General features: G+C 59.3%; 15 protein-coding genes. 6 read left to right on the top strand and 9 right to left on the bottom strand.

The features are described 5' to 3' along the window. Window positions 1–345 precede the first annotated feature (345 nt). Window positions 346–2,658: an NADP-dependent malic enzyme gene (locus FBZ97_RS05965; protein WP_162749471.1), complete on the top strand. Its 2,313-nt coding sequence runs from the start codon at window positions 346–348 to the stop codon at window positions 2,656–2,658. Window positions 2,659–2,853: 195 nt separating this feature from the next. Next, window positions 2,854–3,609 carry a hypothetical protein gene (locus tag FBZ97_RS05960; RefSeq protein WP_145317170.1) on the top strand — a complete coding sequence of 252 codons (756 nt, stop codon included), beginning with the start codon at window positions 2,854–2,856 and terminating at the stop codon, window positions 3,607–3,609. 49 nt (window positions 3,610–3,658) lie between these two features. Here the strand turns inward: FBZ97_RS05960 and FBZ97_RS05955 are convergent, their stop codons facing one another. The 3 genes from FBZ97_RS05955 to FBZ97_RS05945 all read right to left on the bottom strand — a co-directional run bounded on the left by FBZ97_RS05955 (window position 3,659) and on the right by FBZ97_RS05945 (window position 8,101). Beyond that, a complete protein-coding gene (locus FBZ97_RS05955; RefSeq protein ID WP_145317168.1) occupies window positions 3,659–5,401 on the bottom strand; it encodes an ankyrin repeat domain-containing protein in 1,743 nt (580 codons plus the stop codon). A 164-nt stretch (window positions 5,402–5,565) separates the two neighbouring features. Beyond that, window positions 5,566–6,390 carry a TolB family protein gene (locus tag FBZ97_RS05950; RefSeq protein WP_145317166.1) on the bottom strand — a complete coding sequence of 275 codons (825 nt, stop codon included), beginning with the start codon at window positions 6,388–6,390 and terminating at the stop codon, window positions 5,566–5,568. A 31-nt stretch (window positions 6,391–6,421) separates the two neighbouring features. Further along, window positions 6,422–8,101 (bottom strand): NAD+ synthase, encoded by a 1,680-nt coding sequence (locus tag FBZ97_RS05945; RefSeq protein ID WP_145317640.1) that lies wholly within the window; start codon window positions 8,099–8,101, stop codon window positions 6,422–6,424. A 246-nt stretch (window positions 8,102–8,347) separates the two neighbouring features. On the opposite strand from FBZ97_RS05945, the gene FBZ97_RS05940 reads away from it, so the two are divergent. Further along, window positions 8,348–10,222: an LTA synthase family protein gene (locus FBZ97_RS05940; protein WP_246661703.1), complete on the top strand. Its 1,875-nt coding sequence runs from the start codon at window positions 8,348–8,350 to the stop codon at window positions 10,220–10,222. Window positions 10,223–10,378: 156 nt separating this feature from the next. Next, complete coding sequence (locus FBZ97_RS05935; RefSeq protein ID WP_145317162.1) at window positions 10,379–10,915, top strand: DUF1003 domain-containing protein; 537 nt, start codon at window positions 10,379–10,381, stop codon at window positions 10,913–10,915. A gap of 3 nt (window positions 10,916–10,918) precedes the next feature. On the opposite strand, the gene FBZ97_RS05930 is transcribed toward FBZ97_RS05935, so the two are convergent. From FBZ97_RS05930 to rpiA, 5 genes are all read right to left on the bottom strand, one after another. Continuing rightward, a complete protein-coding gene (locus FBZ97_RS05930; RefSeq protein WP_145317160.1) occupies window positions 10,919–11,344 on the bottom strand; it encodes a GFA family protein in 426 nt (141 codons plus the stop codon). A 159-nt stretch (window positions 11,345–11,503) separates the two neighbouring features. Beyond that, entirely contained in the window at window positions 11,504–12,877 is a 1,374-nt protein-coding gene (locus tag FBZ97_RS05925; RefSeq protein WP_113390945.1) for a 3-deoxy-7-phosphoheptulonate synthase class II, read from the bottom strand. A gap of 154 nt (window positions 12,878–13,031) precedes the next feature. Continuing rightward, on the bottom strand, window positions 13,032–14,417 hold the full coding sequence (gene gor, locus FBZ97_RS05920; RefSeq protein WP_145317158.1) for a glutathione-disulfide reductase: 1,386 nt from the start codon (window positions 14,415–14,417) through the stop codon (window positions 13,032–13,034). Between the two features lie 184 nt (window positions 14,418–14,601). Further along, complete coding sequence (locus FBZ97_RS05915) at window positions 14,602–15,156, bottom strand: DUF2059 domain-containing protein (protein WP_069613069.1); 555 nt, start codon at window positions 15,154–15,156, stop codon at window positions 14,602–14,604. A gap of 13 nt (window positions 15,157–15,169) precedes the next feature. Next, a complete protein-coding gene (gene rpiA, locus FBZ97_RS05910; RefSeq protein WP_113333105.1) occupies window positions 15,170–15,871 on the bottom strand; it encodes a ribose-5-phosphate isomerase RpiA in 702 nt (233 codons plus the stop codon). 195 nt (window positions 15,872–16,066) lie between these two features. Here rpiA and FBZ97_RS05905 point away from each other — a divergent pair, with 195 nt between their 5' ends. Together FBZ97_RS05905 and FBZ97_RS05900 are read left to right on the top strand one after the other, a co-directional pair. Beyond that, window positions 16,067–16,741, top strand: a complete 675-nt coding sequence (locus tag FBZ97_RS05905; RefSeq protein WP_113333104.1) for an HAD family hydrolase — start codon at window positions 16,067–16,069, stop codon at window positions 16,739–16,741. Window positions 16,742–16,918: 177 nt separating this feature from the next. After that, a complete protein-coding gene (locus FBZ97_RS05900) occupies window positions 16,919–18,094 on the top strand; it encodes a TIGR02281 family clan AA aspartic protease (protein WP_186449452.1) in 1,176 nt (391 codons plus the stop codon). 99 nt (window positions 18,095–18,193) lie between these two features. On the opposite strand, the gene FBZ97_RS05895 is transcribed toward FBZ97_RS05900, so the two are convergent. Further along, complete coding sequence (locus tag FBZ97_RS05895; protein ID WP_145317154.1) at window positions 18,194–20,092, bottom strand: L,D-transpeptidase family protein; 1,899 nt, start codon at window positions 20,090–20,092, stop codon at window positions 18,194–18,196. Window positions 20,093–20,246 lie beyond the last annotated feature (154 nt).

Genomic DNA, 20,246 nt, shown 5'->3' with positions numbered 1-20,246 from the left:
ACCCTGTGCTTGGCGGCCCAGCGGCGGCGTTCAACCAAGTTTCGCGGCAACTGCGAGGTCAGGACGATTGCTTGTAAAGCTGGCGATACCAAGGCGAAACATGGCCCGCGCCGCCTCGCTTGGATGAGCCGCCCATCTGTGCACTTTCACGCCATTCTTTCCAAGATGACGCGATCGCAGCCTTCGACTTGCGGAAAGGACATCGCGCGATCTGCGATCATTGCGGAAAAGGCAATTCAGTTTTGCCACGACAAAAACGCCTTGTGACCTCAATTCCATACTGTGAAGGCGAAGCGATTGATGTATGCAGAAGACTCAAAGCGCAGGCAGGAATGGAGACGCAAGTTGGATACGAACGACACTTCGAAAGCAGCCAAGAACATGGCGAGCGGAAATTTCGACGAGCAGGCGCTTTATTTCCATCGTTATCCCCGTCCCGGCAAGCTCGAAATTCAAGCGACCAAGCCGCTGGGCAATCAGCGCGATCTGGCACTTGCCTATTCCCCCGGCGTCGCTGCCCCCTGCATCGCCATCCGCGACAACCCGGAAACGGCAGCGGACTATACGTCCCGCGCCAATCTCGTAGCGGTGATTTCCAACGGTTCCGCCGTGCTCGGGCTCGGCAATATCGGTCCGCTCGCTTCGAAGCCTGTTATGGAAGGCAAGGCCGTTCTCTTCAAGAAATTCGCCGGCATCGACGTCTTCGACATCGAAATCGCAGCACCGACGGTCGATGAGATGGTCAATACCGTCTCGGCGCTCGAGCCGACCTTCGGCGGCATCAATCTCGAAGACATTAAGGCACCGGAATGCTTCGACGTCGAGCGCCGCCTGCGCGAGAAAATGGAAATTCCCGTCTTCCATGACGATCAGCATGGCACCGCTATCATCGTCGCCGCCGCCATCCTCAACGGGCTGGAATTGGCCGGCAAAAAGATCGAAGACGTCAAGATCGTTGCCTCCGGCGCCGGTGCGGCGGCGCTGGCCTGCCTCAACCTGCTCGTCATCCTTGGCGCCAGGCGCGAAAACATCTGGGTCCACGATATTGAGGGTCTGGTCTACAAGGATCGCAACGTCCTGATGGACGAGTGGAAATCCGTCTACGCTCAAGATAGCGACAAGCGCGTGCTCGCCGAATCCATTCCGGGTGCCGACGTCTTCCTCGGCCTCTCCGCCGCCGGCGTGCTGAAACCCGAGTTGCTGGCGCAGATGGCCGAAAAGCCGCTGATCATGGCGCTCGCCAACCCGACGCCGGAAATCATGCCGGATCTCGCCCGTGCCGCCCGCCCGGACGCGATGATCTGCACCGGCCGCTCGGACTTCCCGAACCAGGTCAACAACGTCCTCTGCTTCCCCTATATCTTCCGCGGCGCGCTCGATTGCGGTGCCAAGACGATCAACGAAGAGATGAAGATGGCCGCCGTGCGCGCCATCGCCGCGCTTGCCCGCGAAGAGCCTTCCGACGTCGCCGCCCGCGCCTATACCGGCGAAACGCCGGTCTTCGGGCCTAATTACCTGATCCCCTCGCCCTTCGACCCGCGCCTGATCCTGCGTATTGCGCCGGCTGTGGCGAAGGCAGCTGCGGAAAGCGGCGTCGCTCTGCGCCCGATCAAGGATTTCGATGCCTATATGGACGAGCTTAACCGCTTCGTCTTCCGCTCGGGCTTCGTGATGAAGCCGATCTTTGCGGCAGCGAAGATTGCCGAGCGCAAGCGCGTAGTCTTCTCCGAAGGCGAAGATGAGCGCGTGCTGCGCGCCGCCCAGGTCCTGCTCGAGGAAGGCACCGCCGTCCCGATCCTAATCGGTCGTCCTTCCGTCATCGAGACGCGCCTCAAGCGCTACGGCCTGAAGATTCGCCCTCATACGGATTTCGCTGTCATCAATCCCGAAGACGATCCGCGCTTCCGCGAGTATGTCGAACTTTATTTCTCGCTGGTCGGCCGCGCGGGCGTTATCCCAGAAGCGGCCCGCACGATCGTCCGCACCAATACAACCGTTATCGGCGCGCTTGCCCTGAAGCGCGGCGAAGCTGATGCGCTCATCTGCGGTCTCGAAGGCCGTTATGAGCGTCATTTGCGCATCGTCCGTCAGGTCATCGGCAAGCGGCCTGATGTTCGGGATTTCTCGGCATTGAGCCTGCTCATTTCGCAGCGCGGCGCCACCTTCTATACCGATACCTATGTGACGTTTAATCCGTCCGCCGAGGAAATCGCGGAATCCACCTGGCTGGCAGCCGAGGAGATCAAGCGCTTCGGCATCGAGCCCCGCGCCGCCCTCGTCTCGCATTCCAACTTCGGCTCAAGGGAGTCGGAAAGCGCTACCAAGATGCGCGAAGCACTGGCTCTCATTCGCGAGGCAGCGCCGGATCTGGAGGTCGACGGCGAAATGCATGGCGACAGTGCCATTTCCGAGAGTCTGCGCCGGCACGTAATGCCGGACAGCGCGCTCTCCGGCGAAGCCAATCTACTGGTCTTCCCCAATCTCGATGCGGCCAATATCACGCTCGGCGTGGTCAAGACCATGACCGATGGTCTGCATGTCGGCCCGATTCTGCTCGGGACGGCGCTCCCGGCCCACATTCTCTCGCCGTCTGTCACTTCGCGCGGCGTGGTCAACATGGCGGCGCTCGCCGTCGTCGAAGCCTCGCAGATCGCCTGATATCACGTCTAGCAGCCACAGCCAGAATGACACCGCGTTTCATGCATTCGCGGTGTCGCCTATCCCCTGGCTATCGGCGGCTGCGACCTGCAATTTCACGAAAATCCTCTCGAAATCCGTGCTTTTTCATGGATACGTTGTTAAGCTGCTGCGTGTAATCTTCAGCGACTTAAAACCGCTTTCGAGAGCAGAACCGTGAACCGCGGCATAAAACAAGCTTCCATTGCCTTCTTTTCCCTGCTGACGGCCACATCGGCGGCCCTCGCACAGGTCGATCTCTGCGACGAACTGCGCGGCCGCTATGTCGACATCAGCGAAGTGATCGGCGCCAGCCAGGAAACGCGCCAGCTCTCGCGCGCCATCGTGCAACAGAACCTGATGATCCGCCGGACGATGAACGATCTGCGCAACCAGGGCTGCGTCGAAGGCGACGATGGCGTATTTAGCGGCCAGGACAGTCAGGGCGTCTGCGATGACATCAGGCAGTCGATCGATCAGATGCGGCAGGATCTCTCCCTGCTGATGGATCAGCGCGAGCAGAGCGTCGGCCGCGTCGATGCCGTTGCCATGCAGCGCCGGCAGTTGCTGGACACGATGCAGCGCAACGGCTGCAGCCTGCCGGCTTCGGCAACGCCGGATATCGTCATCGATACCCATACGAAAATGGATGCCTATGCGCCGCAGGAGCAATCCCTGGCCAAGCCAGAAAGCTCCATTACCGTCATCGAGACGCCAAGGCTCCAGAAGAATTCCAGCCTCGAACAAAAGCAGGCACCACCGACGGCGGCGCCCAAGGTAACACAGGCGCAGCCGCAGCAATTTCCGCCGGATCGCCCCTATGATCCCTCGGCCCATAAGGTTCGCCAGGTCGGCCCGCAATTTCTCGCGACCGACCAGGGCAGCATCGACCTCAAACATCCGAAAGAGGCCGGGCCGCAGCCAACGCAATAATGCGTAGGGGGATGTCGCCCATCCGCCGACTGCGTTGATTTCATGTCGTTCAAGGCTGGCGCAACAAGGAGATGATGGCCTCATCGCCCGTCTCTCTCGCGAGATCGCGATAGGACTGTCCGGAAACATCCCTGACCGAGCGATCCGCACCCTTCGCCAGCAGGATGCGCACCGCCTCGCCGCGGCGATTGACAATGGCAAAGCCAAGCGGCGTCATCCAATCGCGATCGGTGGCCTGCCCATGAGGGCGGAAGTCTCCGAAGCGGATATTCACCTGTTCCGGATGCCTATCGAGAATAGCAGCCAGCTGATCGACCTGACCGAAAGTGGCCGCCGCGAAAATATCGAGCGGATAGGCCTTCAGAAACTCGACCATCTGATCCTTGCCGTTATATTCGGCCCAACCGATCGGCGGCGCATGAAAATTGGGATCACGAACGGTGGTGTCCGCTCCATGCTCGATCAGCAGCTTCGCCATCTCCATATGGCCATGCAGCGCGGCTTCATGCAGCGGTGTTCGGCTTGTCATGGCATTGACGTCAAAATCCAGCGCCAACATGAGACCCACGGCGCGCAGATCATTTTCGCCAGCAGCCTCGTGCAGCATGTCGGGATGAGCCTGGCGCATCGCCTCAGGAATATCGAATTCCCTCGCAATTCTCTTTATGTGTTCGACGACTATTGCCGGACCCGCTGCCTCATTCCTGGCCCCTTGCTGAATCTGGATATAGACCGAATCCTCGGGCTTAAGGCGAACCGCCACTGCTCCCTGCTGAACGAGATACAACGCCAGATCCTTGTCGTTCCCTAACCGTGCCCACTCATACGGCGTTCTGCCATTGACGACCTTGTGAACATCCGCGCCATGCTCCACCAGCAGGCGCACTCGCTCGCCCATGCGATGTTCCAGCGCCCAGGCAAGCTGATAGTCGAACACAGTCTGCGTGTTCTCGACAAACTTCCCGTCTTCGCGCACGAGCCAATTGTTCTTATCCCTAGCGGACAAGCCATATTCGATCAGCAATTTCAGGCATGTATCGTCCCGTTCGAACATGCGGTTGTAGAGCGCCTGACTATCATTGGCTTCAGCGCCCGCATCGAGCAGCAGCCGCGCGAATGCCTCGCATTCCGGATGCGGCGGCTGACGATCCTTTCCCGCCTCGCCTTCGCCGAAGACGCCGGTCAAAACGGTGAAGCGATACTGACCGGCATCGAGAAAGAAGGCGTTGACATCGGCCCCGCGCCGAACCAGCTCACGGGCTGCCGGCAGGCTGGAACGACCCGGCACGCGAGCATAGGCTGCGTACATCAGCGGAGTTAGATCATGCGGCCCGCCCCTGCGATCGAGAAGCTGTGGCTGTCGATCAAGCCAGCGACCTACCCGGTCGGCGTCGCCAAGCGCGGCGGCGACATGGATGCTTTCGTCTGCAATCTCCGGATTGGCCTTCAGCAGCATTAGCGCCTCATCGAAGCGCGCGGGATCGGCGGGAATATTGGCAAAATACGAAACCGTCGCCAGCGACAGGAAACGGTTGGCGAGCTGATCCCGTGGGATATGCTTGCGATCGCCGCTTTCCAGATGTGCCTTAAGCTTCGTCCAGCTGGAGAAGCCAAATTCGCGGGCAAGAACGAGCTGAATGTCCTGCAGTCCAACGCTGTCGATATCGGCAAAATAGGGCGCAACGCGGCTGCGCGCCGAAGTATCGCCGGCTTGAACGGCCTTGAGGAAAGATTTGGCCTGCTTTTTCAGGGAATCGAGAGTGGCGTCGACAGCCAAAGAGCGCGTGGTCACGGTAGACCTCCTTCCATTTACGTCCGGTATCCGCGCCCACAGACTGAAAAGAGGTGTGGCAGTCTCACTTTAAATGCATCAGGTGGGCCTAGCCCTTCCCGCGGATCGGATGCGCCCTGAGAACGCATCCAGATCTATCGCGCCGGTTGCGCTCTGTCCAGAGCTTAGGCGGGCTCATAGCGGACATAGGCGAACTCGTCCCCATCCGGTGACCAGTTCGGCACATTGATCGATCCCTGCCCGCCAAAGAGCTCGAACAGCGTCGTCAGGTTGCCGCCATCCATATCCATCAGCCGCATCCGCACATTGAGATCGCGCGGATGATCGAAGACGTCAGGATCATAGGAGATCAGGACCACCTTGTCGTTCTTCGGAGATGGATGCGCGAACCAATTGCCGTAATTGTCGTCGGTCAGTTGCTCGAGGCCAGTGCCGTCAGGATGGATGCGCCAGATCTGCATCAGGCCGGTGCGGCTCGAATTGAAATAGATCCATTGCCCGTCGGCCGAATAATCAGGTCCGTCATTGCGGCCCTCGCCATGCGTCAGGCGGGTCTCTTCGCCGCCATCGATCGAGATCGTATAGATATCGAAAACGTCGTTGCGGATGCCGCAGTAGGAGAAGCGCTTTCCGTCCGGCGACCAGCCATGCCAGTAGGAGGGCAGATTGGTCGTCACCTGCCTTGGCGTGCCGCCCTCAGCCGGCAGAACATAGATGCAGGATTTACCGTGCTGCGTCTTGTCGGAAATGGCAATCAGCGAACCGTCCGGCGAGATGCCGTGATCGTTGTTGCACAGGGTCGCAAAGCCGGTATCGACCTGGACGATCCCACTGCCATCCAGCGGCAGCCGATAGAGCAGCCCGTCGCCATTCAGCAGCAGATAGCGCCCGTCAGGCGAATAGTTCGGCGCCTCGATCAGCTGGTCCGTTTGCCAGACGATCCGGTTCGCACCCGTGCGGATATTATAAATCTCGACCGAGCTGCGCATTCTTCCTCTCCCTTGCCGCTGGATACCGCGATCAGCGATCGCGGAACCGGTTGGTGATCGGATAGCGACGGTCGCGACCGAAATTCTTCTTAGTGATCTTCACACCCGGCGCCGACTGGCGGCGCTTGTACTCGGCGAGATAGAGCAGATGTTCAACGCGATGCACGGTCGCAACATCATGGCCTCGGGCCACGATCTCCTCGACCGACATTTCCTTTTCCACCAGGCATTCAAGGATATCGTCGAGCACCGGATAGGGCGGCAGCGAATCCTGGTCCGTCTGGTTCGGCCTTAGTTCCGCCGAAGGCGCCTTGTCGATGATATTATGGGGAATGACCTCGCCCGAAGGGCCGAGCGCGCCCGGCGGCACGTGCAGGTTGCGCCAGCGCGACAGCGCATAGACCTGCATCTTGTAGAGATCCTTGATCGGGTTGAAGCCGCCGTTCATGTCGCCATAAAGCGTGGCGTATCCGACAGACATTTCCGACTTGTTGCCCGTCGTCACCACCATCGAACCGAACTTGTTGGAGATCGCCATCAGGATGGTGCCACGGGCGCGGCTCTGCAGGTTTTCCTCGGTGATGCCGCTTTCCGTGCCTTCGAAAAGATCAGACAGAGCCGAACTGAAGCCGGTAACGGGATCCTCAATCGGCACGATGTCATAACGGCAGCCGAGCGCCTTGGCGCAATCGGCCGCATCCTTCAACGAATCCTGCGACGTATAGCGGTAAGGCAGCATGACGGTGCGCACACGCTCTTCGCCGAGCGCGTCGACCGCGATCGCTGCGCAGATCGCCGAGTCGATGCCGCCGGACAGGCCAAGCACGACCGACTTGAAGCCGTTCTTGTTGACATAGTCGCGGAAGCCCAGCAGGCAGGCGCGATAATCCGCCTCCTCGCCCTCCGGAATATGGGCCATCGGCCCTTCGGCGCAATGCCAGCCATCGCCATTCTTCTTCCAGGTCGTCACCGCCAGCGCGGTCTCGAACTGGCTCATCTGGAAGGCCAGGGTCTTGTCTGCATTGAAACCGAAGCTGGCGCCATCGAAAACCAGTTCGTCCTGGCCGCCGAGCTGGGCGGCATAGATCATCGGCAGGCCCGTCTCGATGACCTGCTTCAGCACGACTTGATGGCGCACGTCGACCTTGCCGCGATAGTACGGCGAGCCATTCGGCGACAGAAGGATTTCCGCACCGCTCTCAGCCAGCGTCTCGCAGACGCCGAGCTCGCCCCAGATGTCCTCGCAGATCGGGATACCCAGCCGCACGCCGCGGAAATTGACCGGACCGGGCATGGCACCCTGGTCGAAGACGCGCTTTTCGTCGAACTCGCCGTAGTTCGGTAGGTCTACCTTGTCACGGATCGCAATCACCTTGCCGCCATTGAGCACGGCAATCGAATTGTAGCGGCCCGCCTCGTCCTGCCGGGGAAAGCCGATGATCACGCCAGGGCCGCCATCGGCCGTATCGGCAGCCAGAGCCTCGACCGCTTTCCAGCAGGCGCGGATGAATGCCGGCTTCAGCACGAGATCTTCCGGCGGATAGCCGGAAATGAACAACTCCGTCAGCAGGACGATCTGCGCGCCTTCGCGCGCCGCTTCGGCCCGGGCCTCACGCGCCTTGGCGAGATTGCCGGAGACGTCGCCGACCGTCGGATTGAGCTGCGCGACGGCGATGCGGATGGTGTGGGTAATCTGGCTTTGCTCTGTCATGCCATACATTTAGCGATGCCATCTTTCTTCCGCAACCGCCTTCCTTCCCGCACACGCATCAAAGATCGCACTACGCGCAGAGGAGGTATTTTTGCCCCAAAAAATACCAGGCCAGCCTTGCGGTTCATGAAGCATTCATGACAGAAGCGTGACGCTTATATGAATATTTTGTAGCTTTTGGAGAAAGCATTGGTCGCATTGGTCATCGTGTCCGCCTTGGCGGGCAAGCTTGCCCTTTTCCAGAAGATCGGCGCGGCAAAACAGAAGTCTGCCGCTCTGCGCCTGCTTCTGAGCCTTACGCTGACCCTCCTTTTCTCCCTGTCCATCGTTATGACGGTCGAATGGGTTGCACGCGGCGAATTCGCCTCCGCTTGGACCTATCTCCTTTCCCCGTCCCGTCCGGGCCTTGCCACCATCGGCGTTGTCATGCTGACCATGCTGACACTGGATGCCTTGATCGGTCGCGCGCATCTATCCGCTTTGATCGTCGCTCCAGTGCTGCTCATACCGGCCTTCATTTCCAGCCAGAAGCAGAATTTTCTCTCCGATCCGCTCTACCCTTCGGACTTCCTGTTTGGGCGGCAGATCATGGAGCTGATGCCGGTCATGGTACGTGATCGCCCTTGGACGGCGATTGCCCTGGCAATCGGCATCATCGCCGGCACCGGCGCCATGATCCTGTTCTGGCGCTATATCCGGAGCCACACGGTCGCACTTTCGCGAAACGAGCGCCTTGCCCGGCTTTCGATCTGCCTGCCGCTGGCAGCACTTTTCGCCTCACAGATGGACCCCACACAATATTCCTATGTTCGCGAGAAGCTGGGGATCATACCGATCGTCTGGGACCAGACGGAAAATTACAACCACAACGGCTTCATCGTCGCCTTCGCGCTGAACCTGCCCATGGCCGACATCAAGTCACCGGCCGGATACGGCCCTGGCGCCATCGACGCCATGCCCGCAAGAAATTACGGCTATCTCTCCGGTCCGCGCCAAAAGCCCGACATTATCATGCTGATGAGCGAATCCCTCTGGGATCCAACGCGGCTTTCCAACATCGCCTTCACACCGGATCCGATGCCGACGATCCGCGCCAGACAATCGGGCAATGTCTTCTCGCCGGAATTTGGCGGCATGACCGCCAATGTCGAGTTCGAGGCACTGACGGGTTTTTCCAACGCCTTTCTCCCCTATGGCAGCATTCCCTATCAGCAATATGTGCGCCGCCCGCTGCCGTCGCTTGCCACTTTCTTCCGCGGCGAAGGCTATACGGCGCGCGCACTGCATCCCTTCAGCGGCTGGTTCTGGAACCGTAACGAGGTCTACAGGGCTTTCGGCTTCGAAGAATTTCATACCCAGGAGACTTTGCCGCCCATGGATAAACGCGGCATGTTCGCCGCCGACGACTCCCTTATGAAGGAAATCATGAGCGAAGGAGACGCCGCCGAGCGTCCCTTCTTCTTCTTCGCGGTCACTCTTCAGGGACATGGGCCTTACGAAGCCGACCGCTATTCTGAGAATACCGTCGATATCGCGGGCAATTTGAACGACGATGACCGCGCGGCGCTCGCTACCTATGCACAGGGCGTTCGCGAAGCCGATGACAGCCTGAAGATGCTGATGGATTGGGCCGAAAAGCGCGACCGGGAAACCATTATCGTCCTCTGGGGCGATCATCTGCCGCCGCTCGGCAGCGTCTATCCGAACACCGGCTACATGCCGCAGCAGGTGGCAACCCGCAAGGCACCGCTCGACGTCATGAAGAAGGAGCACGAAACGCCGCTCGTCGTCTGGTCGAGCAAGAAGGGCGTTCGCAAGGATATCGGTACCATCAGCCCCTCGCAGCTGCCCTATCACCTGCTGAAAACGGCAGGCTATGAGCATCCTTTCTACACGGGCTTTCTCGGCCGCGTGCAGAAGAAATACAACATCGTCGACCGCTATCAGCTGGCAACCCGCGACAGCCAGACCTTCCCCGATTGGGGCCGCAAGGAGCCGGAGCTTGACCCGACCGTGCGCGACTATCGCTATCTGCAGCACGACATGATGTTCGGCCACCAATATGGTTTGGAGCGCTTCTTCCCGTCTCATGCGGAGCTAATGGACCAGGAAGACAGCTAGCCCATTATAAACATGAGTTAGTGCGGGTGTTTTTTGCGATAACAGTACGCGCAGCAGCTCCATGCGCAATCGAGTTTGAAACCCTTCCCTCGTTGCATTTTTCCCCATTGGTCGAATAGTTGCATTCAATGCCACAAGGACCTTGGAGCCCTCCCAATGCATAATCTTCCCAACTTCGTTCATCTGCATTTTGACAAGACAGCCGATCAGCTCGGCGATATCGAAAAGCGCGTTCTTAAAAAGGCGCACGAGCGGAAAATCATCTCCACCGATATCAACGCCGCCATCTCGGCGGAATCCTCCCGGGGGCAGCGTCTCGCAGACAGCATCGCCCGTGTCGGCGGCTCATGGTCCTTCATTATCGCCTTCCTGCTGTTTCTGGCCTTCTGGTGCGTCATCAACACGATCCTCCTCACCACGAACGCCTTCGACCCCTACCCCTTCATCTTCCTGAATCTCGTTCTCTCCATGCTCGCCGCCATCCAAGCGCCGATCATCATGATGTCACAGAACCGGCAGGCCGAGCGGGATCGTTTCGAGGCGGCCAAGGATTATGAAGTCAATCTCAAGTCCGAGCTGGAAGTGCTGTCCCTGCATCAGAAGATCGATATGCAGGTGTTGACCGAGCTTGCGGTGGTGCGTGAAGAACTCGCCAAACTGAGCAAGCTCGTTACCGAAAAAGGCAGTATCTGAGGGTCAATCGGAGGGGCCGCCCGTCAACAGCCCCGGTCGCCCCTGCCGATATTGCGGCAGTCCGTCGCTGATCTCGTAATAATCGCCCTTGTCGGCGCAATAGATATGATAGCCCATCTCAAGGCCGCTCGGCTGATCGAACAGACCGGCCATGATCGATATTTCCTCGGCGCCATCGGCCACCCAAAACAGAGCCGAGCCGCAGATCCTGCAAAAGCCGCGGCGAGCGAATGTGCTGGCACGATACCAGGTGATCGCCTCTTCTCCGTCGATGACAAGATTTTCGCGTGCGACATTGGTCGCGGCATAATAGAGGCCGGTCTGTTTGCGGCACTGCGAACAATGGCAGGCGACGACCTCGCGCAGCTTGCCATGCGCCCTGAAACGTACGCTGCCGCAAAGGCAGGCTCCCGTGTGTTCGTCGCTCATCATCGCTCCCCTTGTTTTGAAGGCAGCCTTCCCGAGAACGGAATTTGGGTCAATTTCAAAGAACTGAAGCGTCTTTCAGCCGAGCTGATCGCTCCTAGCCCAAAAGCGAACGGGCCGGTTTTCGCCGGCCCGTTCGAGAGATCATGAATGCGGCTTCGCTCAGCCGTGTGCGCGCATACGCTTCTCGTCCCGACCGCCCTTCATCCGCTCAGCGAGCAGGAAGGCGAGTTCCAGCGCCTGGTCGGCATTGAGACGGGGGTCGCAATGCGTGTGATAGCGATCCTGCAGGTCCTCGGCGCCGACCGCGCGGGCACCGCCCGTGCATTCCGTCACATCCTTGCCGGTCATCTCGATATGGATGCCGCCCGGATGCGTGCCCTCGGCGCGATGGATCTGGAAGAAGCTTTCGACTTCCGACAGGATGCGTTCGAACGGACGCGTCTTGTAGTTATTGAGCGTGATCGTGTTGCCGTGCATCGGGTCGCAGGACCAGACGACCTTGCGGCCTTCCTTCTCGACGGCGCGAATGAGGCGCGGCAGGTTGTCGGCAACCTTGTCGTGACCGAAACGGCAGATCAGCGTCAGGCGACCAGCTTCGTTCTGCGGGTTCAGAATATCGATCAGATTAAGCAGATCGTCCGCCTGCAGCGAAGGACCGCACTTCAGACCAATCGGGTTCTTGATGCCGCGGAAATATTCGACATGGGCATGATCGGCCTGGCGCGTGCGGTCGCCGATCCAGAGCATGTGGCCGGAGGTCGCATACCAGTCGCCGGTCGTGGAATCGACACGGGTAAAGGCTTCTTCATAGCCCAGAAGCAGCGCTTCGTGGCTGGTGAAGAAATCGGTTTCGCGCAGGCTTGCGTTGCTCTCGGCGGTGATGCCGATCGCACGCATGAAATCCATGGTCTCGCCGATACGATCGGCAAGCTTGCGGTAGCGCTCGCCCTGCGGGCTGTCCTTGACGAAGCCGAGCATCCACTTCTGGACGTTTTCCAGGTTGGCATAGCCGCCCATGGCGAAGGCGCGCAGCAGGTTCAGCGTCGCGGCAGACTGACGGTAGGCCATCATCTGACGGTCGGGATTGGGAATGCGTGCTTCCTCGGTAAACTCGATGCCGTTGATGATGTCACCGCGATAGCTCGGCAGCGAGATGCCATTCTGCGTTTCGATGTTCGACGAGCGCGGCTTGGCGAACTGACCGGCAATGCGGCCAACCTTGACGACCGGCAGCTGGGCACCGAAGGTCAGCACGACGGCCATCTGCAGGAAGGCGCGGAAGAAGTCACGGATCGTGTCGGCACCGTGTTCTGCAAAGCTTTCGGCGCAATCGCCGCCCTGAAGCAGGAAACCGTTGCCCTCTGCGACATTGGCGAGATGCGCCTTCAGGCGACGGGCTTCACCGGCAAAAACGAGTGGCGGATAGCTTGCAAGCTGCGCTTCGGTCTCTGCCAGCGCTGCCTTGTCCGGAAAATCCGGCACCTGTTGGATCGGTTTCTGCCGCCAACTGCTCGGGGTCCAATTCTGTGCCATCTCACTCACCTGCTTGTACGCCCGATCTTGGTCGGGCGGCCCGTCGTCGTAAATAACGCGCGCTTATAAACCTTTGCCGCCCGCTTGCAAAGGCGGGCAAACTACTGTGCGAATCTTTTATGGTGCAGTCGATCTCAGAGCCAAAACGAGCGCGTTACACGCGCTCGCCGTTGCGAATGCGATAGCTCGGCGAATACATCGTCACCAATTCTTCCGCCGCCGTCGGATGCACCGCCATGGTGCGGTCGAAATCGTCCTTGGTGCAACCGGCCTTCAGTGTGATGCCGAGAAGCTGCGCCATCTCGCCGGCATCGTGGCCGAGAATATGCGCGCCGATGACCTTGCGGTCCGCGGCGTTGACGATCAGCTTCATGATCATCTTCTCGGCTCGGCCCGAAAGCGTCGCCTTCATCGGCCGGAACTGCGCCCGGTAAACTTCGAGCTCCGGATAACGCTTGGCAGCGTCTTCCTCGGTCAGGCCGACCGTACCGATCTCCGGCTGCGAGAAAACGGCCGTCGGGATGAGTTCGTGATCCGGCCGGGTCGGATTGTCCTTGTAGACCGTCTCGATGAAACACATGGCCTCGTGGATCGCCACGGGCGTCAGTTGTACCCGGTCGGTGACGTCGCCGAGTGCGTAGATGTTCGCAACGGAAGTGCGCGAATATTCGTCGACGATAATGGCGCCCTGCTCGTTGATTGCGACCCCGGCAGCCTCAAGCCCGAGATTTTCGGTATTCGGCGTACGGCCGAGCGCCAGCATGACGGTATCGACCGTCAGGAGCTTATCGTTCTTCGTCCGAGCACTGAGCCTGCCCTCTACCTTCTCGACATTCTCAATGATGTCATGGCAGAGAATACGGATGCCCTTCTCCTCCATGGCCTCGTGAAGGCCTTTGCGCAGGTCCTGATCGAAGCGCGAGAGTATCTCGGCGCCGCGATAGATCAGCGTCGTCTCGACGCCCAGACCATGAAAGATGTTGGCGAACTCGACGGCGATGTAGCCGCCGCCGGCAATGAGGATCGATTTCGGCAGTTCCTTCAGATGGAACGCTTCGTTCGAGGAGATGCAAAGCTCGTGACCCGGCAGTGCCGTGTGCAGATTCGGCCGACCGCCAGTCGCAACGACGATGGTCTCGGCGGTCACGGTCTGGCCGGTCTTCAGCAGCTTGATCGTGTGGGCATCGACCAGCTCGGCGCGGGTATCGAAGATCTCTGCCTTGGCATTGTCGAGCCCCTTGCGATAGAGGCCCTCCAACCGGGCGATTTCCTTGTCTTTCGCCTCGATCAGTTTCTTCCAGTCGAAGCTGCTTTCGCCAACCGTCCAGCCGAAACCGGCCGCATCCTCGAAATGCTCGCTATATTGCGAAGCGTAGACGAACAATTTCTTCGGCACGCAGCCGCGAATGACGCAGGTGCCGCCATAGCGATATTCCTCCGCGATCCCGACCTTCTTGCCAAGCGATGCGGCCACGCGCGCGCTGCGCACACCGCCCGAGCCGCCGCCAATCACGAAAAGGTCGAAATCAAACGAAGGCATGGATCGCTCCTGTAGACATCAAGTTGCGCGCGAAGCGCCATTGGGGGTCGGCACTCATATAGGGAGCCGAGACCCAAAAAGAAAAGCCCGGAATCGATCCGGGCTTCGAATTTGTAACTGCTTGCCGCAGATACCGAAAACTACAAACCTAGCTTTCGAAACCGCTGCGGCGGCGAACCATTAATTACTGCTTCGGCGCCGGCTGAGCGGCCGCACCGGCATCCGGCGTAACGACCGGCTGCTTGACGACCTTCTGCAGAGCATCGTTGCTCTGCTTTGCGAGATCGCGCGAAATGCCCTGGCTCCAGATATCGGCCGCCTTGTAGAGTTCGCGGGTGGCGAGCGGACCGTCCTTGAGAAGCTTCTTGCCTGCCGCCGAATTGTAGAAATCTGCAATCGCCTTCAGTTCGTCGGCAGAGAAGGCCTTGGCATAGGTGATGGCCGCTTCACGCTCCAGATCGGCACGGCGCGGTGCGAGCGCGAGCGCGGTGGCGTCGACGGTCGAGTTGATCGCATCGCCGAAATTCGGGTTTGCCTGGATCATCGTGCTCTTCAGCTGCTCGGCGAGGTTCGGCAAGATGTTGTCGAACTGGTTGGTGATGCCGAGAGCATTGATCGCGGCGCGGGCAGCCTTGATCTGATCCTCGGAAACCTCTTGAGCGCTTACGGAACCGAAAGCAATGCCGGAGAGAAGGATGGTTGCAGCGGCAAGACGGCCAAGACCCGCAAATTTGATCATGAGATGAGTGCTCCTATGTATTGTTCGCCTGCAACGTGCGCGCACCGGCGGGGCCGGCAATGATCGCTTGTGTCGCCATATGGATAAAGAGCCCGTGTTCGACAACGCCGGGAATCGAATAGAGCTCGCTCGACAGCGCCTCTGCATCAGGAATACGGCCGAAAGATGCATCGACGATATAATGCCCCCCATCGGTGACAAAGAGGCTGTCGCCCGCGCGGCGCATGTTGAGCGCGCCGGAAAGCCCAAGACGCGAGGCCGCCTTCTCGATGAGGATGCGAGTGGAAACGAGACCGAAGGGATTGACCTCGATCGGTAGCGGAAAGGCTCCGAGGGTCTCAACGACCTTGCTCTGATCCGCGATCACGATCATGCGGGCTGAGGAAGCAGCAACGATCTTCTCGCGCAGCAGCGCGCCGCCGCCACCCTTGATCAACGTCAGCGCACCATCCAGCTCGTCGGCTCCGTCGATGGTCAGGTCAAGTTCCGGAAGATCGTCGAGCGACTTCAACGGCACGCCGAGTTCGTTGCAGAGCTTGGCCGTTCTTTCAGATGTGGGAACGCCCTCAATCGAGAGGCCGGCGGCGACCTTTTCGGCGAGCAGGCGAACGAATTCCTCCGCCGTGCTGCCGGTGCCGATCCCGAGCCGCATGCCGCTTTCGACGTGAGCGAGCGCGGCTCTCGCAGCCTCGATTTTCATCTGGCGGGCGTCCATGCGCCACCTGCTCCCATTGTTACGTTGGTCTGCTGTTTACACGGCTCTCCAGCCAAACGAAAGCCAAAATAACGGCATGATATAGAAATCCCCGAGGCCTTCCCGCCTAGGCTTTCCGGCACTTCGGTTGCAATTGCCCGCGCGATCTTTTAACTCCGGAAGACGCACTCTTTTCTATGCAAAGGCCGATTCTTCGTGAAATCTCCCCTTGTCGTATTCGATCTCGACGGCACGCTGCTGGACACGCATGCGGACCTGATCGTCAGCCTGAACCATACGATCGCCGCACTCAAGCTTCCGCCGGTCACTTACGACGACGTGACGCATCTTGTCGGCAACGGCGCGCAGGTGATGATCGAGCGGGCCTGCAAGCTGCATGGCTATACGCTGACATCGGAAGAATTACCGGCTCTGCTACAGCGCTTCATAACCCATTATTCCGAGACGATGCCCGGCGTCACGCAGCCCTACCCCGGGCTCCTGGCCGCGCTTACAACACTGCGGAACAAAGGCTACAAGCTGGCCGTCTGCACCAACAAGATGGAATCGCTTGCGCGCACACTTCTCGACCGGCTCGAACTGACCCAATATTTCGAGGCCATTACCGGCGGCGACACCTTCACTGTCCGCAAGCCGAATGCCGAACACCTGATCGGCACCATCGAGCGCGCGGGCGGCGACATCGCCCGGACGATCATGATCGGTGACAGCATCAACGACATCCTTGTCGCCCGCAATGCCGGCGTCCCCTCCATCGCGGTCCCCTTCGGCTACTCCGATGTCGGCATCGAAACGCTTGGACCGAACCGCATCATCTATCACTATGACGAGCTGACGCCTGAACTGGTCGAGGGACTGCTGGCGGCCTGAGAATACTAAAATCCCTGTTGGTTCGAACGGCGCGGTTGTAACGGGTCTTGCGCGATTCACGCGCTTCAGCCACAACTTATCGACGTTCTGCTATCAGCGTCATAACCGCGCAAGCGAAAGGCCCGCTGCGCGATGTTGCCGAGGTGGGACGATCACTCGATAGCGGAGCGCTCCCCCTTGCTCGTAGCAGATCCTGAAGACCGTAACGCCGGTAGATTGCCAAGCCGCAGGGGGTGGTTTGCTTCTATTGTCCGAACATTGATTATCTGTGGTGCACTATGCGCAGGTATTTGGTTCTACATCTACGGCGACCGCATTATAGGGTACGTCGAGACGGAAACCGGAGCTGGAGCCAAACCCGATGCCGCTCTGACCGCGGTCTATAAGCATTTCGACATCGCACCTTTGCCGAATATTGTTGCAGGCAGACCCGCGATGGCAGCCGATCTCGATATGTTACGGCGAGAGCATTGTGATTGGAACGCGGTCTACAAATTCGCAGATGAGCTAACGAAGCAGGGCTATCGCCGCGAAGCGGCCAAAGTCTTCATTGCCTTCTCCGACAAGTGCAAGCCGTCGAACATCGCCTTGAGCTCAGCGGCACAAATTCTTGACGATCTCAGCGACTTCGACGAAGCGCTGAAAGTCTCTAACCAAGTGATAGCAATGTCCCCGGGGATGCCCGATTTCTATTTCCAGCGAGCGCGAATTCGCCAAAATGCCAAGAAATATCGGGACGCCATTGACGACTACTATTCGGTCATCGGCCTTACCGACAATATCGCGATACTGAATAGTGCCGTATTTGAGGGAATCTCCGCCAGCTACCGCGAGCTTGGTGAATATTGCGAGGCGATCGGACCGCTGCAACTCTGGGTTTCAACCAACCCCGATAGAAACGACACAGCGGTCGTGCGTGGGATCATTAAACTCTATGAAACAATGGGCAAATGCGCCTCGACTTACGCGACAGGCAGCGATCGATTTCCGACGCAGGGCAAGAACGTCATCCTTGCCAAGGTCTCGATCAATGGCACAGACGGCGTGTTCATCGTCGACACCGGTGCAAGCTTCGTCGCGGTGAGCAAAGCTTTCGCCGCACGAGCCAAGCTGCCGGTCGACGGCAACAACGGAATATCTCTTCAAACGGCAAACGGCGTTTCTCAAGCCACACGCACAACGGCGACCACGGTGAAGGTCGGTCATGTCCAAGCTAGCGATATCACGGCCGTGGTTCTCGACGACACCGCGGCACTTGGCGCCGAAGTCGACGGACTACTCGGTCGTTCCTTCCTCTCCCGCTTCGACGTTACCTTCGGCAGCAGGGAATGGCGGATCGAGGCGAAGAATTGAACTGAAACGCCCGCTGACGCTGCGTGATATTCTCATACGACAGGCAACAAAAAACGGCGGCACATGGCCGCCATTTTTGTTTTCGCCACTGAACAGACTTTAGATCTGAGCAGTCCGCGCCTTTGAGGTCGCATCGAGCGCCTTCTGTGTGGCAGCATCGCGATCGTAGACATCGTTGAAATACTGGATCACGCCGTCCTTGTTCGGCCAGGCGGTGAAATAGGCGATGTAGATCGGGAACTTCTGCGGTACGGCCACAGCCTTGTTCTGGCCGGTAGCGATCTGCTTGGCGACGTCGTCGACCGTGGTGTTCAGTACGGCGGCGGCCATCGCGCGCGGATCGGCAAGACGGACACAGCCGTGGCTGAGTGCGCGCATATCCTTCTTGAAGAAGCTCTTCTGCGGCGTGTCGTGCATGTAGATGGCGTGCGAGTTCGGGAAGAGGATCTTCAGTTCACCGAGTGCGTTGTCGCTGCTCGGCGGCTGGCGAACCGAAATGCTCTTCGTCGAGCCATACCAGTCGACGCTGGACGAAGCGACGGCGCGGCCGCCCACTTCGACCTGATAGCCCATGCGATCGAGATAGTTCGGATCGGAACGCAGCTTCGGCAGCATCTCGTTGATGATGATCGACTGCGGAACGCCCCAGAATGGGTTGAATTCGACCGTCTGCACCTGATTTTCGAAGAAGAAGGTCTGGTGCTGCTTGCTGCCGACGACGACGCGCATCGACAGCTGCTCCTGATTGTTATTGTAATAATAGACCATGAAGGCCGGCTGATTGATGAAGACGTAGCGCGGGCCCAGTTCGTCCGGCAGCCAGCGCAGCTGCTCCATGGCGATGACCAGCTTCTGGATCTTCACATCATTATTCTCGCCGACCATCGCGCGAACGGAGGACGGGCCGATCACGCCGTCGGCCGTCAGACCCTTTTCGCGCTGAAAGTCCTCGACCAGCGACACGAGCTCGGGCGTATAGCTCGGCGTGCCCAGATAAGCGGAGAAAAGATCGGCGTGAGCCGTTTTCAGTGCATTCGAGCCGCGATTCTCTATCGCCTTGACGATATTGGCCATTTCCGGCGAGCTATCACCCGGCTTCAGCGTACCGGCGAGCGAAATGGAAATGTGACTGCCGTCCGTTCCGGCCTCGGAACGAAGCTTCGCAAGCTCCGCCTTCAATTCCATGAATTGCGGGTTGGACGGGCTGCGGCTGTTGAGATAGGCGGCAGCATCGGGGCTGGCGCGCAATACATCGAGCATAGCCGTCAGATTGACGTCCTTGCGCTTGAAGTCGTGATAGCCGGAGATCTTGTTCGGGTCGAGACGACCGCGAACCGTATCCTGGACGAACATCAGCACCTTGCTGGAGAGCGTGAGCTCAAACTGCATGAGAGCCCGATCACGCAGCACCGGGTCGGCATTTGCGGCATTGTCGCCGGGCAGTGTTACCGCATAGTCGGCAGGATCGAGGCCGACGGAACCAGCATCGGCAAGGACCGCCATCGCGGCCTTCGCCTTGTCGCTAACGGCATGATCTGCAACCCAGAGAAGCGGCTTGCTCTGATCGGCATAATAGGTTTCGATCGCCTTGGCGATATCGTTGGTCGCCATGACACGGGCATCCGCCAGATAGCGGCGCTGCGAGACTTCGGCATCGATAGCGACCGGCGTGGGAGAGGCGTCTGCAACGGCGCCGGTCACAACCGGATCGGCGAAATGCACTGTCGACACCAGACGCATCTGGTCGGCCTTGTAAGTATAGTATTTCGGCGCATCGACGGTCGGCAGCGGCTGCTTTGCCCGCGGAGGCTCAACGGAGTTCAGCGTCTGCGCCGGGTTGACGGGAACCGGAGCCGAAACCTGCGTGCTCTGCTGACGGCCCTGACCGCCACGGATAAAATCCATGAGGGTCATAGCACTTGCGGAGGTTGCGCCAATCGAGGAAAGGCAGCAGGAAAGAGCCAGGACGGATGCTGTGGCTTTGATGGCAAGTTTCATTCTCTAATCAGTCCCTGTATCGTACGGTAACTTCGAGCTCGACGGTGCTGTTTTCAACTCGGCCGCGATGTCTCAGACATCATACACCCACTACACTGAAAACGACGAGACCCCGCCTTTCGTTCAATGCCTCAACTTCACGTGACGAAGCAGT

It is taken from the genome of Rhizobium sp. ERR 942 (assembly GCF_007828395.1).
GTDB lineage: Bacteria > Pseudomonadota > Alphaproteobacteria > Rhizobiales > Rhizobiaceae > Rhizobium > Rhizobium dioscoreae.
This window is presented reverse-complemented; position numbering and strand designations above follow the sequence as displayed.

Coding starts and splice junctions, on each gene's coding strand:
- rpiA (WP_113333105.1), bottom strand. CDS start 15,871: ATGGACGCCCGCCAGATGAAAATCGAGGCTGCGAGAGCCGCGCTCGCT.
- FBZ97_RS05895 (WP_145317154.1), bottom strand. CDS start 20,092: ATGAAACTTGCCATCAAAGCCACAGCATCCGTCCTGGCTCTTTCCTGC.
- FBZ97_RS05930 (WP_145317160.1), bottom strand. CDS start 11,344: ATGAGCGACGAACACACGGGAGCCTGCCTTTGCGGCAGCGTACGTTTC.
- FBZ97_RS05950 (WP_145317166.1), bottom strand. CDS start 6,390: ATGCGCAGCTCGGTCGAGATTTATAATATCCGCACGGGTGCGAACCGG.
- FBZ97_RS05935 (WP_145317162.1), top strand. CDS start 10,379: ATGCATAATCTTCCCAACTTCGTTCATCTGCATTTTGACAAGACAGCC.
- gor (WP_145317158.1), bottom strand. CDS start 14,417: ATGCCTTCGTTTGATTTCGACCTTTTCGTGATTGGCGGCGGCTCGGGC.
- FBZ97_RS05925 (WP_113390945.1), bottom strand. CDS start 12,877: ATGGCACAGAATTGGACCCCGAGCAGTTGGCGGCAGAAACCGATCCAA.
- FBZ97_RS05915 (WP_069613069.1), bottom strand. CDS start 15,156: ATGATCAAATTTGCGGGTCTTGGCCGTCTTGCCGCTGCAACCATCCTT.
- FBZ97_RS05945 (WP_145317640.1), bottom strand. CDS start 8,101: ATGACAGAGCAAAGCCAGATTACCCACACCATCCGCATCGCCGTCGCG.